Origin of the sequence: Rossellomorea arthrocnemi (assembly GCF_904424705.1) — a bacterium.
GTDB lineage: Bacteria > Bacillota > Bacilli > Bacillales > Bacillaceae_B > Rossellomorea > Rossellomorea arthrocnemi.
In genome coordinates this window covers 93,433-109,887 of sequence record NZ_CAJGBF010000013.1, presented here as the reverse complement: position 1 = coordinate 109,887, position 16,455 = coordinate 93,433, and the positions used below count along the sequence as shown (strand labels likewise).

Below are 16,455 nucleotides of genomic sequence, written 5' to 3'. Positions count from 1 at the left end.
ATTAAGGTCCGTCCCTCCTAGTCTTTCCGTAATAAAATCATCTCGATTCAAAGAATAATGTAAGTGTATATCTTGATAAACGTTTTTCATATCAAGTAGTACTTTAATAGGGACGGACCTATATTTAGAGGTCCGTCCCTATTATTTAATTTGTAGGTTCAATTAAGGATATTAGTTCCTTTATGACGGATATTGAATTCGCATTTTCAGGATGAACAGCATAAAAGGGGCGGTGGATGACGTATGGTTCAATTGGGACGAGTTTGCCCTGCAGAACTTCGTCTTTGACCATGGAGCTTGAAAGAAATGCGATGCCGAGCCCCCTAACGGCCAGTTGTTTAATTAAGAAATGACTGCTTGCTTCAAGGATTTCAACTGGAACGATGCGCTCAGACCTTAAGAAGTCATCAGCATACTCCCTCGTTCCTGACCCTTTTTCTCTAAAAATGAAAGGAGAAGAGTGTAACTTCATCCTGGCGCTCGCAAAGAAACGAAGTTCATCCCGGCTGATCACTTCTACATGAAATGGCTCCAATCCCTTCGTTCCTTCAACAAGGGCAAGGTCGATCTCCTTAGAGTTCAAAGCTTCCACAATGGTCTCATGATTATGGATCATCAATTGTAAACGGACTTGAGGGTACAGTACCTTAATTTTTTTAACAAAGTCGGGTAGCAGAACATCGCTGACTGTGTGAGTGGACCCAATCCGTAATTGGATTTCCTGGTTGTTCTGATTCACTTGTTCCATTGTCCTCCACAATTCCATCATCTTCTTTCCTTGCTCAAACACCCGCTCTCCTGCTGGTGTTAATTCGAAATGCTGATTGGTAGAGGAACGATAAATGAGTGCTGCTCCGATGGTTTGTTCCAGCTTTTTGATGTGGACGCTGACGGTAGGTTGAGATAAATTCAGATAATCACTTGTCTTAGTGAAATGCTGAAGTTGTGCAAGGGTAACGAAAGTACGGATCCAGTCCAGTTGCATCATACACCTCCATTAATAAACGTAATCAATTATATTAACATTATTCATTTCTATTATAACTTATATAGAGGTATAATGTTATATGAAGGAAGTGACGCACGATATGGAATGGATTTTATTTATGATTGGTGGTGCCGTCATCGGCATCATTTCAGGTTTTTTTGGGATAGGGGGCGGAATTGTTCTTACACCTACCTTACTTGTCCTTGGATATGAGCCTAGTCAGGCAATCATTTTATCCTTGATGCTTACATTAGGATCTACCGTGACAGGAACCCTGTCACACCTGCGATTAAAAAATGTGAATAAGAAATTAGCATTGCTCCTTGGGGTGTTCGGAGTGATAGGCTCTGTAATGACAGTGCCATTTGTAAAATGGCTTGATTCCATCAATGGGGCATCCACATTTATATCCATTGTCTACATTGGAATTTTAAGTTGGTTTTCTTATCAGTTCTTGAGTAAACGACACCAGGGCACCAAAGCAAAGGGTTCAATTGCTGCACCTGTCATTGGGTTATTCACCGGTATCATTTCGTCCCTCATGGGGGTAAGCGGGGGATTTGTCATGACTCCATTGCTCACAAAGTGGCTCAGACTTGATTTAAACAAGGCGATCGGAACAAGTATTTCTGCTGCATCCATCATTGTATTATCCGGAATCACCTCATACATGTACACAGGAGAATCACTCGACTATCGTCATGGAATATTGCTGATTATTGGTGCGCTTATCGGCACACCTATCGGCTCCATACAGCTGAAAAGGTTTTCTGGAGTTATCGTGAAACGGATGCTTGCAGTCCTTTATATGGTCGTAGCTGTAAGTGTCATATTCAAGATGCTTTCTATTGCATCAGTCTCACTCGGCTTGATTCTGGTGGCGGTTCTCGTTTTTTTCGGGATGTTGATCTATTCAGTGCAGCAATCAAAGAGGACGGCAAATTATTGAAGAAACAATTTCTGGAGAGGGGATTCCCTCTCCTTTTTCATTTCAATAATTCGAGGGGCACTTATTAGATAGGAGAAGGATAAATCCCTAAAGGCATCGAACTTATTCTTAACAGGAAATTTCAAGTCTAATGTCTTACCTTACCGATTATCAGTCTTTTTTTTAGACAGTATGTCTAATGATTAGCAAGACAGTAGACGATACAATTATGCTAAGTCTTAAATTTGTTAACAAAGGGTGATTCTATGAAAATCAATCGCGGAAGATTAAAACGTCATCTGGAAGAGTTAGCTGAAATCGGAAAGATAGGAGAAACAGGGGTTTGCCGCTTGGCTCACTCGAAAGAAGATCGTCAGGGGGTAGATAAGGTAAAGGGATGGATGGAAGATGCAGGATTAACGGCCGGGATTGATGGATTTGGTAATTTGATTGGCAGGTTGGAAGGACTGGATCAAAACAAACCGATCCTCATACTCGGATCTCACATTGATTCTCAGCCTTACGGGGGGAGATTCGATGGTTCAGTAGGAGCACTCGGAGCAATTGAAGTCATTCATACAATGAAGGACAATGGAATCGTTCCTGAACGCTCCATTGAAGTGATATGTTTTTCCGACGAAGAAGGGAGCCGTTTTAATAAAGGGATTTTTGGTGTCAGGGCGTTGGCAGGAATGCTTGAAGAAGGAGAACTTGAGCGAAAAGACAAGAACGGAGTGACGAGACGGAAAGCGTTAAAGGAATTTGGTGTCGATACAGACCTGACGGATAGCCCTGTTTACATGAAAGGGGATATCGCTGCCTTCCTGGAGCTCCATATCGAACAAGGTCCGGTGCTCGAAGAGAAAGATAAGCCGGTAGGAATTGTATCAGGCATTTCCGGACCTATATGGTTGACGGTTACACTAGAAGGTTTTGCCGGGCATGCAGGTTCTGTTCCGATGACGATGAGACAGGATGCCCTTGTCGGTGCTGCAGAAATCATTCGAAAATTCAATGACCTGGTTAAAAGAGAAGGAACAGATACTACAGTAGGAACTGTTGGAAGTATGCAAGTATTTCCAAACTCCAGGAATATCATTGCCGAAAAGGTAGAGTTCACCATCGACCTGCGCGACATCGACCTTCAAGCTCGGACAAAATTGGAACGAAAGCTATATCAAATTATCGAAGAAACAACTTCAGCTTATCATCTTAATTACGAAATGAAAGAAGATACACGGAGTGAACCAAGGTATTGTGCGGATTGGATCAAAGAAATTATGAGAGAAGAAGACGAAAAGCTCGGATTTAATTCCCCAACCCTGATGAGCGGACCGTTCCATGATGCCTTGATCATGTCCTATATCAGTGATTATGGCATGATCTTCGTTCGGTGTGAAAAAGGAATCAGTCATAATCCATTAGAGTTTGCTGAATTGGATGATATCGAAAAAGGTGTGAAACTTCTTTACGCCACCGCTCTCCGCATTTGTCAGGGACTAGATAACATGAACTTTATCCCTGCCTTAAAAGATTCTTCTGCTTTTGACAGCAAATAAACGGTATGAATTTTCAAAGAATCAATCGGGATGGGGGAACAGGCTTCCCGTCCCCAGGTTGTAGAAGGACATATTGGTCATAAATAGATAAAATAAAACGCAAACTGCCATTAAAAATGGAGGTACCCTCATGAAAACTGAAAAACAAAAAATGCTCGACGGTGAACTTTATGAACCATGGGATCCGCAATTAATGGATGAGAGAAAAAAAGCCCGGTATTTAACTCGAATGCTGAATCTTACAACTGAAGAAGAAGAGGAAGAAAGAGTTTCAGCTATAAAACGATTGTTCGGATCTACAGAAGAAACCGTTTTTTTAGAGCCAAACTTTAGATGTGATTATGGATATAATATTCACGTGGGGAATAACTTCTTTGCTAATTTTGACTGCGTGATATTAGATGTGTGCGAAGTCCGTTTCGGTAAAAATTGCATGCTTGCTCCCGGAGTACATATCTACACAGCAACGCATCCCGTCAACCCTATAGAGCGAAACAGGGGACCCGAATATGGGAAACCTGTTACCATCGGAGACAATTGCTGGATAGGTGGGGGGGCGATTATTAATCCAGGTGTGACAATTGGGGATAATGTGGTGATAGCTTCAGGTGCTGTTGTTACAAAGGATGTATCCTCCAATGTAGTGGTTGGTGGAAACCCAGCCCGAGTCATCAAGGAAATTGACTTGGACTTACCAGAGAAAGTGTGAGGAATGAAATGGAAAAAGGCTCCGGGAATATAATATTCCCGGAGCCTTTATTAAAATTTTTCAGGAAACTGCTTCATTATTCCATCAGAAAGAGCATCAGACAAATGCAGAATATGAGCCCTCCCATCATCGAAACTTTTGATATTAGCTTTCCAATCTTCTTTAATTCGCGCCACTGCTTCATCCGTAACGAACTGTAGATGCATGTATAACAAATCTTTTAAATCTTTCTCAGACCAATAGGGGTTGGCATCTGCTAAGAACCGGGCAATGTAATCGGCATTTTGATACCATTCTTTATTTAGTTGTTCTACTTTTGCTCTAGTTGCCGTCTTTTGCAGCATCAACAATCTTTCCTGCCAGAACAATGTGTTCCGTCAATAAATCAGCCAATGTATTACCGGCTTTTTCCCCGTAGTAAGGTTTGATCGCATTTCCAATGTCTTTTTTATTCTGAAGTAATCTTGCCAGCACTACGTCTGCATCCTCCAAACCATCCACTGCACTGATAATATAATTCCTTGTGTAGAAGACATGATCGGTCCATTGTGTCCTCATGTCTTCTCGGGTCTTCATGCCTGCTTCACTTAAACATAAATCCTGTTTTGCTTCAGCTATGATAGGTAAAGAAAAGAGGGACAGTATGACAACTAACAAAAGAATTCCAAGTTTTTTCAATTGAATTCCTCCATTCAAAATGTTCTACTTTATCATCTGCTTTTTTATGTCAAACATTCATTGAATTCTTATTAGAAAAATAAATTAATATGAAAAAAGTTGTCCATTTTCTTTGAAATTAAGTTGCTTGTCCTCACCAACCAGACACTGGCGACATAAAGTGTTCTATGGAGGTGATGCATTGGCAAGGAAAATACTTGAATATCTTTTTCTTAGTCCATCAGTAACTCATGCCAACTTTGAAATGGGATCTCCTTCCCTCTCGAATCCGTACGTTGCACAGTTTGGGGCAACTCTTATACCCCACATAGTGGTAAAGAAACAATGATTATAAGGTCAACAGTTCATATTGAAAAATTTGAAGCGAACACAGTATGGAACTCCGCCGGTCAATCGATACAATGATGATGAAGAAAGTGAATAAGAACGTGTTTTTCGAAATACAATAGAGATAAAGAAAAAATAAACCCTATAAGAAAGTTCCCTCCATAAATATAGAGTGAAAAAAGTGTTTCCTGTTCATAAGCAGGGAACCTTTTTTATGATTGAAAAGAGATGGCGATAGATCATGTCCAAGCATGCTTGCCCGCTTGTGAATATAATACTTTATATCAAACTCTAAGGAGGATGTTAATTGAAAACAATCATGATTGATCCGGGACATGGAGGATCTGATCCGGGTGCCACCTATAAAGGAAATGAAGAAAAGAACTTTAATCTTTTGACTGCCATTATTGTCAGAGATTATTTGCTGTCAAAATATAATGTGAATGTGTTAATGACGAGAACAGGAGACCAAACCTTATCCTTGGAAGAAAGATCCAACTTCGCCAATGGATCGAGTCTGGATTTTTATTTATCCGTTCACCATAATGCAGGGGGAGGGACAGGGTTTGAAAGCTATGTATATAATGGAAATGTGCCTTCAGAAACTCTGTCATATCAGGGAATTATCCACGATGAAGTGATAGAAGCCATTAAGTCTCTCGAAGTCACAGATAGAGGGAAGAAGAGGGCAAACTTCCATGTGCTCCGTGAAACGAAAATGCCATCTGTATTAGTTGAAGTTTTATTTGTCGACAATCCAAAGGACGTTGCGCTTTTGAATGATACGAAATTCAGACAGTCCGCAGGAATTTCCATTGCAAAAGGAGTGGCCAAAGCTTTATCGCTTCCAGAAAAAGAGGCAGGCAACAAACAACTCTTTAAGGTCATTGCGGGGTCATTTGCAGAACGAAAGAATGCCGAAGACCGTGCTAATGTGTTAACATCGGCTGCATTTGAATCGTATATCGATACAGTAGTTATTTCAGGAAAAACGTATTTCAGGGTTCAAACCGGTGCTTTTTCTGAAAGAGATAACGCAGAAGATCAACTGAAAGCTTTAAGTCGCATTGGAATTGAAGCATTCATTCTAACAGAGGGGAAACCACCATCTCCCGATCCGACGCAACCTCCAACAACCGAACCGCCACAGCCTACCCAGCTGCCTGGTATCGACTATTCCATCATTGGACCATCTCTTGTCCAAGCCCATCAATTAGATGATTTTGTCAAAACTATTAACCCTTCAGCACCTGCGGTAGGGAAATTCTACATTTTTTACGGGAATCTTTACGGTATCCGTGGAGATATAGCTTTTGCACAAGCCATACACGAAACCAATTATTTTAGATTTACTGGACAAGTTAAACCTTCTCAAAATAATTATGCTGGAATCGGTACAACCGGACCTGGAAACAATGGCGCGTCATTCGCTACTCCTGAAGAGGGTGTACTTGCACACATTCAACACCTCTACGCATATGCATCCATCAAACCACTTCCCGAAGGAGCTCCACTGGTTGATCCCCGATTTTCATTGGTCACCAGAGGAACTGCCAAGAACTGGACCGATTTAAATGGAAAGTGGGCTGTACCTGGAACGACCTATGGTCAAAGCATTCTGTCCGTTTATAAAAGGAATCTTGATTATGCTCTAAAAGCTATTGAAAATCAGAAAGCCTTGCTAATTGATGCCCTAGGTAAATTATAGTAGGAAGTGGTTGGCACACTTTTTATTTGGCTGAAATAGTGAGTAAGACAGGTCCATTAAGATTTTCTGCCCCTATTAATAAAACCTACATTTGGATTGGATACAGAAGAACCTTCCCTCATAAATCACCCACATGTCGCGAATACTAAACGTATGTTCGGGAGGTGAATCAAATGGAAGAAAAGAATTTTGAACAAATTTACGCTGAATATAAACAACAGGGAAGTGTTCAGGCTAAGATGGAGGTGGCTGAAGAACTTTCCTCCGGGGTTGAACAGATTGTTGCTGTTCGGCGAAATAGTGACAATGATCTTATTGCTTTTAAGACCGGCAGTGGCAGGGAACTGGACTATATAACGGCTCTCGAAGAAGCAAAAGCCGGAAAAATTGCACACGTCGATGTGATTCATCGATATGGCAGGGATGTACTGCGGAGTGAGCCGGATGGGGTAAAAGAGAACAATCTTGGTGAACTTCCAGACTTCTAGGCAAGAAAGAAAAAACGAGCATAACCACTCCAGGTTTATGCTCGTTCTTTTGTGTGGGACGGACCTTTTAAACACCCGTTTCAGTCTGCATCATTAAATAAATGATGCAACATTCTTTCCCTATCATCTAAGAATTGTTTCGTAATCTGATAATGACTTGTATCTTCAAGAACCGTTTCATTCAATCCCATATCGGTTAATTGGATGAGCTTTGCTGAAGGATAAGCCATTAGGATGGGGGAGTGGGTGGCAATGATGAATTGAGAATGCTCATTAACAAGTTCATGTATGCGTGAGAGCATGGATAATTGCCTTAAGGGTGAAAGTGCAGCTTCCGGCTCATCCAGGATGTAGATACCCTTTCCCCGGAACCTATTCATAAAGATGGAAAAAAACGCTTCCCCGTGTGATTGCTCGTGCAGGGATTTACCTCCGAATGAGTCGATCACCTTTGGACCTGAGAAGGGTTCCTGATCCATTTCTTCAATATTCGTAGCTACATTATAGAAACTTTCCGCTCTCAGGAAAAAGCCATCCTGGGGTCGATCCACTCCTCTTATGATCTTCAAATATTCGTCCAGACTGGAGAACGAATCATACGTTGAAAAAGAAAAGTTCAAGGTTCCTCCCTCAGGATTGAATCCTACTGCCATAGCAATCGCTTCTAATAATGTAGATTTCCCCATTCCATTTTCTCCAACAATGAACGTAACATTCGGATGAAGGGCTAGGTCCGTTAAGTTACGTATACTTGGAATGTGAAAGGGATAAGAGTGAAAAGAAGGGATATTTTCCCTTTTTAGGGATACTGTTCGTATGTATGGCTGAGTGTAAAACGTCATTTTTTCCCTCCTTTTTACATTAGATTAACATAATGAATCAAATGGTAGGTACTAAAAAATGCCATTACATGAAAAGTAATGGCATTTCTTTATACGTTATCTTACAGGTTCAAGAAGTACAATATTTTCTATGGTGGTCGCCAATAGGCTGATGTCAGTAAATTCTTCTACTTTCATAGTATCCAAATAGGTTATGCGAAAACTTTCCGTATCCAGATGGTAAGTAACGGTCATAACAGGTGAGTGTTCTTGATCAGAAATCGTATGAACAATCTCACTTTCCTTGAATTCCATAAGAGTCTTGAGCATGGTTACGATATTTTCTAGTGACATTTAACATGTCTCCCTTCTGCTTGCTCGAGGGATTGACTAAATACAGTCTCGTAGACCCAATGAACTTCAAGTATAACATAGATCTACCTTAATAGAAACGTGCGTTCTGAAAACAATTGGAAATGAACTTTATCTCAATCTACCCTGCAGCACTTCAGGCACTGCGCCACCATACGTTCATGCTTAGCTTACATCGGAAAATGATTTAACGATTTAAGGAATTGCCGCAAGTTTGATGACGTAAGGGAATCTAATATTCATTTCTATAGGAAATCCGACGGAATCCCGGAAAAATTCTTCTACTCTATCCACTTTCTGCATAAAGTGAACTATTAAATACTTTATATAGGGGTACTGATGATGTCGTATAAGTCTCGAAATAATAATAGCCTAGTCCCACTAGTATTTGTTTCTATGAAAGCCGTTATCCGGGTAATATTGATAGGGATCATTCTCATGTATGTAATGGTTTGGCTGATTTCATCGACTGCCATTAAGTTGAGAGTGGACAGCCTGTTTTATACATCCGTGTCTGAGCTTGTACCGAAGGAAACCTTTCTCATGCTGCTGTCACAGGAAATGACCGGATTGCGCATCGAGAATAAAGAGGCGATGAATGATGACTTTGATTGGTTGGAAAGCGTAACGAATGTATCACTTCTTGACCCAAGAAGTCTGTTTGGTCGGGAAATTCCGGGTATTGAAAATTATCATACCCACATAGCCGTTGCCGGGAAAGGGACGGACATTACAAATCTACCTAATGAATCACCCGCACCCACAGAAGACCAGCTGAAGGATCAGGAAATTGATCAGAACCAAATCGATGAAGCAAACAATAACTCTGGTGACGGAGTGCAGGAAATAGATGAAAAGTCTGTATTCATCTATCACTCTCATAGTTGGGAAGCCTTTAGCCCTCTGATAAAAAACAATGATTCAAAAGATCCGGCGAGTACAAATGAAAAGGTAAATGTGATAGCAGTGGGAACAAAACTTAAGCAAGAACTTGAAGCGAGGGGCATTGGAGTGGTTCATGATAAAACAGATGTAAACAAAGCATTAAAATCCAAATCATGGACATATTTTGAGTCCTATAAGTTATCAAGGGGGTTGGTGCAGGAGGCTATCGCACAGGATGACAACTTGAACTATCTGATCGACATCCACCGGGACTCTATGCCGAGAGATATTACAACTAAAACAATAGCCGGCAAGAGCTATGCGCGATTATTCTTCATTGTTGGAAAAGAAAACAAAAACTTCGAAAAGAATCTCAAAATTGCCAAAGAATTAAATGCTAAATTAGAAGAGAAATATCCAGGAATCAGCCGTGGAGTATTCGTTAAAACGAAGGCAGAAGGAAACGGGGTCTACAATCAGGACTTAACAGAACGTGCCATGCTTCTTGAATTTGGTGGAGTTGAAAATAACTTAATAGAATTATATAATTCTACCGAAGCGTTTGCAGAGATATTTGCGGGATATTATAAAAAAGATGCGGTTGAAGTAAATGCACAATAGCTGAAGAGATAAACTTTCCCATTTTTGGACCTAACTTCAACAAAGAAAAGGGGGCACCAATCCAATTCCAGGATTGGTGCTTTTCAGCTACTCTTCTTTACGTGATTTTTCCAATGGATGGAACCGACATCACTGTGGGGGTGGCATTCTTTTTGTATATATTTATATTCGTTCTCTAGTTCCTGCAGGGTCAATTCAAATAACTGTTTGTCACCTTTTTTGAAAATATTGTGGACGATTAATTTGTTCACTAACTCATTTCTTCGTTTCTGAAGGGTTTCCTGATGAATTTTCCCCATCATAATCACTCCTCTAATATCGTTTATAAATAGTGGAAGAGGCTTTCTACTTGAAAAAGCCCACTTCCTAATGTATAAGAAGAAGGCTTTGTATAACAAATCTTCAACTTATCTTCCAAGGCAATGCTTGTGGAATTAGCACAGTATTCCACTGTGTAGAATCTGTTGCTGAGGCTTCATCGGGCCAGTCCCTCTGCCTCTCTGGATAAGTGGGTATAGTTATCAAATGTTATATATATATTATAGATGACTATTCTTAGTTGTCAACTCGGAATTAAATGCAAGGACAACGAAGCAATGGTTTGCCTGCTACAACGGTGTACCTCCCTCGATTAAAGTTTACACTCTATTTTTCCTATTTCCGACACAGATTCTTTTTCATATCAGCGGAAAACATGATAATCTGTATACACAAATGTAATTAATGGAGTGAATGGTATGAAGAAAGTGGTTGTCGTAGGTGGGGGGATTACAGGTTTAACTGCCCTGTATTATATTCAAAAATTGTCCAGGGAGCATAATACGGATATAGAGTTACTTTTAATCGAACGTGATCACATTTTAGGTGGGAAGATCAAAACTATAACAGAAGGCGATTTTATTATGGAAGCAGGAGCAGATTCAATCGTTTCCAGAAATGAGGGAGTCCTTCCGTTAGTCAATGAACTCCGCCTTCAAGATGAGCTCGTCTACAACGAAACAGGAACTTCCTACATATACACAAATGGTGAATTACACAAAATTCCCCTCGACACAGTGTTCGGAATTCCTATGAGCGTGGAAGCACTTAAAGAAAGTACCCTTATTTCTGAAGATGGTAAGAAAGCAGCGCTTAAGGACCTGGAGACAAAAAACACTGAATTCACGAAAGAAAGCTCTATCGGAGAGTTTTTGGAAGCATTTCTAGGTAAAGAACTTGTAGAAAACCAGATTGCACCTGTTTTATCAGGAGTCTATTCCGGGAACTTGTATAGACTGACCACGGCCTCGACTCTTCCCTATCTTCTTGAATATAAAAACGAACATGGAAGTATTATTAAAGGGTTATCTGCAAACAAAATGAAATTCAAAGGAGCTTCTAATAAAAAATTCATTTCGTTTAAACATGGGCTATCCACCATCATTGACCGATTGGAAGAAGAATGCAGTGATGCCACAATTCTAAAAGGCACAGGGACAACGAAACTTCAGATGATCGGGGACAAGTACGAGTTGACTTTAAGTGGGCATGGAAGCATTCTGGCTGACTATGTCATATTTGCAACACCTCATAATGTTACTCAACGAATTCTTAATCATGAAACATTAGATAAGGATTTTAATACACTAAAAAACTCATCCTTGATATCCATCTATCTTGGATTCGATGTTCCTGATGATAAGCTTCCGGCTGATGGAACAGGATTTATTGTATCCAAAGGCAGTGAAGTGAAGTGTGATGCATGTACTTGGACCAGTCGGAAATGGAAGCACACCTCCCGCAAGCAGAAGCTATTGGTAAGACTCTTTTATAAAAGTACGAATGCACATTACCATCAGTTAAAGCATTTGAAAGAGGACGAGTTGATGAGTGTGGCACTGGAAGATATAAAAAAGAGCGTAGGGATCGATGCAGACCCTATTTCAATGGAAGTGACCAATTGGGAAAATCTAATGCCAAATTATCATTTGGCACACAGTCAGTCTGTACAGGCATTGAACCGGACTCTGTTAATGGACATGCCGCAAGTGAAATTAGCTGGTGCATCCTACTACGGCGTGGGGATCGGAGCATGTATTCAAAACGGAAAGAGAACGGCAGAATCCATTATGGAAGATGTCATGAAAGAAGCTTGATCCCATAGGGGGGATCAAGCTTCTTTCATGACTGGAAGTCGAGTTGCAGGGGCTAAATGGATTGAACCGAAAACCTTCTCATCAATTGGTACACTTCGTTCTTTCGAATGAACATCAAAATTTACAAAATAAGCATAATAATAACCCATCTTGCACATGCTCATACTAAGATAAACGTACCTTAGGAGTGTAAATCCATGAGCGAAACTCAAAACAATTTCCTAACAAGGCTGAAAGAAATACAGATGGATCAAACCGATACGTGGCTCAACTATTGGCAGCGATATTCGGATCTGGGCACCTGGCAGTTCTGGATAATGGCAGCATTCTTTATTTTACCGTTGGTCATTTTATTTTTTTTCCTGGATAAAAAGAAAGCCCTGTTATTTGGGTTTTATGGATATAATGTTCATGTATTCTTCACGTATGCTGATGCCATCGGTGCAAATATGCTGAAATGGTTTTATCCATATAAACTTTATCCTTTATTGGCAAGTTCTATTTCACTTGACGTTTCCCTCGTCCCGGTATCCTATATGTTCGTATACCAATGGACCTACCAACATAAGAAAAATTATTATCTCTTCTTGCTCATAATCAGCGCCATCTTTGCATTTGTTTTTAAGCCCATCCTACTTAGTGCCGGCCTATTCTCTATGAACAAAGGGACAAATTACATCCATCTTTTCGTGATTTATGTTGCAGTAGGGGTGATTGCGAAATGGATAACCAATTTATTTGTATATTTCGAAAAAACACAGATTAAGAACACACAGTGATCTTAATCTGTGTTTTTTTAGTCAAATCCATATTGAACCTCTTTCCTGTATTTGAAATAATTGGTATTAGGGAGGGGATCACTTTGACAAAATTACCGAAAATGGTTGAAACCGTATTAAATGATTATATTAGACTTTTCCATAAACATCTGCCGGAAACCCTTGAAGGATTGTATTTACATGGGTCCATTGCCCTGAACTCATTTGTTGACGAGTTTAGCGATATTGACTTTATCACCATCACAAAACATAGGCTATCTAAAGAAGACTCGGACGTACTTACACTTATACATAAATCAATCCAACATACCTATCAGAAACCGGAATTGGACGGAGTATATATTCTAAAGGAAGATATAGGGAAGATGGATCCATCCAGTAAAGATGAAAATGAGATGTACATTTACTATAACAATGGTGAATTAAACTGTGGAGCTTATTTCAACTTCAATCCTATCACATGGTATTTGTTTAAGTATAAGGGAATTAGAGTCTTAGGACCTGAAATATCCTCTTATGAAATTGAACTTTCTTCAGAGCAGATGAGGGAGTATGTTTTAAGTAATATGAATACGTACTGGGCTGGCAGGGTCCTTTCCTTAGAGAACTCCATTGATGAAGTGAAAAATTATCCAACCAGCGTGATCGATAATGAAGTAGAGTGGTCCATACTGGGCGTCCTTCGTCAATACTACACATTAAAAGAATCTTCCATAATCTCGAAGCAGGACGCAGGTACGTATGGATTACAGCAACTTCCTGAAGAATGGCACGGTCTTATTAAAGAAGCAATGAAAATCCGTCATGGAGTCGATGTGAAAAGTTCTTACTCAGTTGAAGAAAGAGTAAAACACACATTAGAATTCTTAAAATATTTAATTTGTGTTTGTAATAATTTGAAGAATGATTCTTATAGTGAAAAAAATAGAAGAGTTCGGAAGGTTAACGGCAGGATCATATGAAACGTTGAGAAATATAAAAATATGTAAGATTTACTACATACAATTTCAAAAGTTTACGAAAAAGCCATAGTACAAGATAGTAATTTAAGGGAATCCAGGTTGTGACTACTCATAGTGATTTAATACCACTATTTTTTTTTACCAGACAAATTGATAATGAGGAAATTGAAGTTGGGTATACTAAGTTCCAAACTTAGTGTTCAGGGTAAAGGCAGGAATTTATATGAAAAGTGTCTGGGAAATATTTAATAGGGATTTGAAAAATGTAACGGGGAACTGGGTGGCGGCATTTTTGATAGGTGGTTTAATGCTATTACCCTCTCTTTATGCATGGTTCAACATCGAAGCATCATGGGATCCATACTCAAAGACAGGTCAGCTTCCTGTTGGAATCGTAAATGAAGATAACGGGGCGACAATCAGGGATCAGAAAATGAATATCGGAAATGATCTTGTAAAAGAACTAAAACAGAATGATGATATGAATTGGCAATTTGTGAACAGGAAAAAGGCAATGGACCGGGTTGAATCCGGGGATTATTTTGCTGTCATCATCATTCCAGAGGATTTTTCAAAGAATTTGGCTACTGTCATAGAGGATGAACCTGAAAAGGCAACTTTGGAATACTACGTCAACGAAAAAATAAATGCTATTGCACCTAAAATCACCGAATCCGGAGCAGGCGGAATAGTAGATAAAATTACTGATTCCTTTATATCAACCGTAAATGGTCTCATTTTTCAACTGTTCAACGAACTTGGAATTGAAATTGAAAAGGACCTCCCCGACATTAAGAAATTTGAAGAATATGTGTTTAGAGTCGAGGATCAATTGCCAGAGATAGGTGAGATCTTAAATGAATCCTTATCAGATGCAGAAAGTGCTCAAGAAATTATAAAAAAAGCAAAAACCGGAATTCCTGATGCAAAACGCCTGACCGATCAGGGTCTTGAGACAATAGATCGGACAACTGCTTTCCTGAAAAAAGCAGAGAATCGACTAAACGCTATCGCACCCAACCTTCAAAAAGAGTTGGAAAAGGCACAGGAAATGGCGGCCAAAATCAACGAGTTCCTGCAGGAAATTCAGACCTCCAATATAGACCTTAATGGAGCATCATCCATAAATAATGGAATTTCTGATAGACTGTCTACTTCCATCAAAACAATTGACACAATTGTAACTTCATTGAAAACATTGCAGACCAATGAAGATAATCAAAACCAGGAAAGGATTCAGCAAACTATTAGTCAGCTCGAGGCGGTTAAAATGGACATGGAGACCAATCAGCAAGACGTACTGAAAATAAATGATCTCCTTACTACAAATCAACAGGAATTGGACAGCATCATAAACGGTCTCAAAGATCGTTCAGTCAAAACTGAAACTGAAATCGCTGCCTTTTTAAAAAAATATAATGAATCAATTGAACCGGCTGTATTGGAAGAAGTTACGGCAGCCAAAGAAACACTGAACGAAGCAAAATCTAATCTTCAAGAGGTCGAAAATACCATACCAGAAGCAGAACGTATCCTCTCAAATACAGAAAAAAACCTTTCGAAAGGAACCGGTACGATCCGAACTGTATTAGGGGAATATCCAAATATCAACAATAAAATCAACCAGCTTGCAGACCGTATCAGGAATATCCAAGGGAAAACCGATATTAATGAAATAATAGATCTTCTCCGCAATAATCCCGATTTAGAGAAGAGTTTCTTCGAAGAGCCGGTTGTCCTTAATAAAAACAGTTTATTTCCGATTCAAAATTACGGGGCGGCCATGACTCCATTTTATTCGGTGTTGGCCATATGGGTCGGTGCCCTTCTCCTTATTTCTCTTTTATCAACAGAAGTAATTGGTCAGCATGAGTTTTCCGAGAGACAAATTTATTTTGGGAAACTGTTGACGTTTCTTAGCATTGGATTGATTCAAGCTTTGATTGTAACGATGGGGGATATTTTTATTCTAGGGGTGCAAATTGCTGAACCTGGTTGGTTTGTTGGATTCGGATTATTCATCAGCTTCATTTTTATGATTGTGGTTTATACGTTGGTGTCTGTGTTTGGAAATATCGGGAAGGCAATGGCCATCATACTTCTGGTTCTACAAATTGCAGGAGCAGGAGGAACGTACCCAGTGGCACTTTTACCAACATTTTTCCAAACGATTCACCCCTTTCTCCCATTTTCATATGCAATTGATCTTATGAGGGAAGCAGTTGGAGGAATCGTTTGGGAGAGAGTATATCGGGATATACTTTTTCTTTGTCTCTTTGGTGTTATCGCATTGCTATTCGGTGCATTTTTAAAAGATCCACTAAGTAAAAAGACCAAATCGTTTATGCGAAAATCAAAAGAGTCGGGGCTGTTTCATTAGTCTTTCAGCGTGTTTCATTTTTTTCTCATATTTCTCTCTTCTCCTTAAGGTGAGAAGGATTCCTGAATTTGAAAATAGGGTATAACCTAATTAACGATATCAAGGGAAAGGGAGG

16 protein-coding genes and 1 riboswitch are annotated in these 16,455 nt (G+C 39.7%); of the genes, 10 read left to right on the top strand and 6 right to left on the bottom strand.

The genetic code is table 11. From position 1 onward, the window contains the following. Positions 1-145: 145 nt before the first annotated feature. Positions 146-988 carry a LysR family transcriptional regulator gene (locus tag BAA9072_RS16865; protein ID WP_201715845.1) on the bottom strand — a complete coding sequence of 281 codons (843 nt, stop codon included), beginning with the start codon at positions 986-988 and terminating at the stop codon, positions 146-148. Positions 989-1,067: 79 nt separating this feature from the next. Between BAA9072_RS16865 and BAA9072_RS16860 the strand changes: the two genes are divergently transcribed. From BAA9072_RS16860 to BAA9072_RS16850, 3 genes are all read left to right on the top strand, one after another. Then, positions 1,068-1,937: a sulfite exporter TauE/SafE family protein gene (locus BAA9072_RS16860; protein WP_230980916.1), complete on the top strand. Its 870-nt coding sequence runs from the start codon at positions 1,068-1,070 to the stop codon at positions 1,935-1,937. A gap of 245 nt (positions 1,938-2,182) precedes the next feature. Continuing rightward, positions 2,183-3,475 (top strand): M20 family metallo-hydrolase, encoded by a 1,293-nt coding sequence (locus BAA9072_RS16855; protein WP_201715844.1) that lies wholly within the window; start codon positions 2,183-2,185, stop codon positions 3,473-3,475. 130 nt (positions 3,476-3,605) lie between these two features. After that, entirely contained in the window at positions 3,606-4,184 is a 579-nt protein-coding gene (locus BAA9072_RS16850) for a sugar O-acetyltransferase (RefSeq protein ID WP_201715843.1), read from the top strand. Between the two features lie 50 nt (positions 4,185-4,234). Here BAA9072_RS16850 and BAA9072_RS24625 read toward each other — a convergent pair whose 3' ends face one another. Continuing rightward, the gene (locus BAA9072_RS24625) at positions 4,235-4,528 is read right to left on the bottom strand and encodes a hypothetical protein (protein WP_330999306.1); all 294 of its coding nucleotides are present in this window, start codon (positions 4,526-4,528) and stop codon (positions 4,235-4,237) included. Continuing rightward, positions 4,506-4,862, bottom strand: coding sequence for a hypothetical protein (locus tag BAA9072_RS24620; RefSeq protein ID WP_330999305.1), 357 nt, complete (start codon positions 4,860-4,862; stop codon positions 4,506-4,508). The genes BAA9072_RS24625 and BAA9072_RS24620 overlap by 23 nt, the downstream gene beginning before the upstream one ends. 634 nt (positions 4,863-5,496) lie before the next feature. Between BAA9072_RS24620 and BAA9072_RS16840 the strand changes: the two genes are divergently transcribed. Continuing rightward, positions 5,497-6,897 (top strand): N-acetylmuramoyl-L-alanine amidase, encoded by a 1,401-nt coding sequence (locus BAA9072_RS16840; RefSeq protein WP_230980915.1) that lies wholly within the window; start codon positions 5,497-5,499, stop codon positions 6,895-6,897. Between the two features lie 173 nt (positions 6,898-7,070). Then, positions 7,071-7,385, top strand: coding sequence for a DUF3892 domain-containing protein (locus BAA9072_RS16835; protein WP_201715842.1), 315 nt, complete (start codon positions 7,071-7,073; stop codon positions 7,383-7,385). 80 nt (positions 7,386-7,465) lie between these two features. Here the strand turns inward: BAA9072_RS16835 and BAA9072_RS16830 are convergent, their stop codons facing one another. Next, positions 7,466-8,227, bottom strand: coding sequence for an AAA family ATPase (locus BAA9072_RS16830; protein ID WP_201715841.1), 762 nt, complete (start codon positions 8,225-8,227; stop codon positions 7,466-7,468). 96 nt (positions 8,228-8,323) lie between these two features. Continuing rightward, positions 8,324-8,560, bottom strand: coding sequence for a hypothetical protein (locus BAA9072_RS16825; RefSeq protein ID WP_201715840.1), 237 nt, complete (start codon positions 8,558-8,560; stop codon positions 8,324-8,326). A 357-nt stretch (positions 8,561-8,917) separates the two neighbouring features. On the opposite strand from BAA9072_RS16825, the gene spoIIP reads away from it, so the two are divergent. After that, on the top strand, positions 8,918-10,084 hold the full coding sequence (gene spoIIP, locus BAA9072_RS16820; protein WP_201715839.1) for a stage II sporulation protein P: 1,167 nt from the start codon (positions 8,918-8,920) through the stop codon (positions 10,082-10,084). A gap of 83 nt (positions 10,085-10,167) precedes the next feature. On the opposite strand, the gene BAA9072_RS16815 is transcribed toward spoIIP, so the two are convergent. Beyond that, positions 10,168-10,386, bottom strand: coding sequence for a Fur-regulated basic protein FbpA (locus tag BAA9072_RS16815; protein ID WP_230980914.1), 219 nt, complete (start codon positions 10,384-10,386; stop codon positions 10,168-10,170). A gap of 102 nt (positions 10,387-10,488) precedes the next feature. Continuing rightward, positions 10,489-10,595, bottom strand: a riboswitch (SAM riboswitch). A 226-nt stretch (positions 10,596-10,821) separates the two neighbouring features. On the opposite strand from BAA9072_RS16815, the gene BAA9072_RS16810 reads away from it, so the two are divergent. From BAA9072_RS16810 to BAA9072_RS16795, 4 genes are all read left to right on the top strand, one after another. Beyond that, a complete protein-coding gene (locus tag BAA9072_RS16810) occupies positions 10,822-12,219 on the top strand; it encodes a protoporphyrinogen oxidase (protein WP_201715838.1) in 1,398 nt (465 codons plus the stop codon). Between the two features lie 197 nt (positions 12,220-12,416). Then, positions 12,417-12,998: a CBO0543 family protein gene (locus BAA9072_RS16805; protein WP_201715837.1), complete on the top strand. Its 582-nt coding sequence runs from the start codon at positions 12,417-12,419 to the stop codon at positions 12,996-12,998. Positions 12,999-13,081: 83 nt separating this feature from the next. Continuing rightward, entirely contained in the window at positions 13,082-13,960 is an 879-nt protein-coding gene (locus tag BAA9072_RS16800) for an aminoglycoside adenylyltransferase domain-containing protein (RefSeq protein WP_201715836.1), read from the top strand. A gap of 223 nt (positions 13,961-14,183) precedes the next feature. Beyond that, the gene (locus tag BAA9072_RS16795) at positions 14,184-16,340 is read left to right on the top strand and encodes a YhgE/Pip domain-containing protein (protein WP_201715835.1); all 2,157 of its coding nucleotides are present in this window, start codon (positions 14,184-14,186) and stop codon (positions 16,338-16,340) included. The last annotated feature ends 115 nt before the right edge of the window (positions 16,341-16,455 follow it).

Coding starts and splice junctions, on each gene's coding strand:
- BAA9072_RS16810 (WP_201715838.1), top strand. CDS start 10,822: ATGAAGAAAGTGGTTGTCGTAGGTGGGGGGATTACAGGTTTAACTGCC.
- BAA9072_RS16835 (WP_201715842.1), top strand. CDS start 7,071: ATGGAAGAAAAGAATTTTGAACAAATTTACGCTGAATATAAACAACAG.
- BAA9072_RS16855 (WP_201715844.1), top strand. CDS start 2,183: ATGAAAATCAATCGCGGAAGATTAAAACGTCATCTGGAAGAGTTAGCT.
- BAA9072_RS16865 (WP_201715845.1), bottom strand. CDS start 988: ATGATGCAACTGGACTGGATCCGTACTTTCGTTACCCTTGCACAACTT.
- BAA9072_RS16805 (WP_201715837.1), top strand. CDS start 12,417: ATGAGCGAAACTCAAAACAATTTCCTAACAAGGCTGAAAGAAATACAG.
- BAA9072_RS16825 (WP_201715840.1), bottom strand. CDS start 8,560: ATGTCACTAGAAAATATCGTAACCATGCTCAAGACTCTTATGGAATTC.
- BAA9072_RS16795 (WP_201715835.1), top strand. CDS start 14,184: ATGAAAAGTGTCTGGGAAATATTTAATAGGGATTTGAAAAATGTAACG.
- BAA9072_RS16830 (WP_201715841.1), bottom strand. CDS start 8,227: ATGACGTTTTACACTCAGCCATACATACGAACAGTATCCCTAAAAAGG.
- spoIIP (WP_201715839.1), top strand. CDS start 8,918: ATGATGTCGTATAAGTCTCGAAATAATAATAGCCTAGTCCCACTAGTA.
- BAA9072_RS16850 (WP_201715843.1), top strand. CDS start 3,606: ATGAAAACTGAAAAACAAAAAATGCTCGACGGTGAACTTTATGAACCA.
- BAA9072_RS16815 (WP_230980914.1), bottom strand. CDS start 10,386: ATGATGGGGAAAATTCATCAGGAAACCCTTCAGAAACGAAGAAATGAG.
- BAA9072_RS16860 (WP_230980916.1), top strand. CDS start 1,068: ATGAAGGAAGTGACGCACGATATGGAATGGATTTTATTTATGATTGGT.
- BAA9072_RS24625 (WP_330999306.1), bottom strand. CDS start 4,528: ATGCTGCAAAAGACGGCAACTAGAGCAAAAGTAGAACAACTAAATAAA.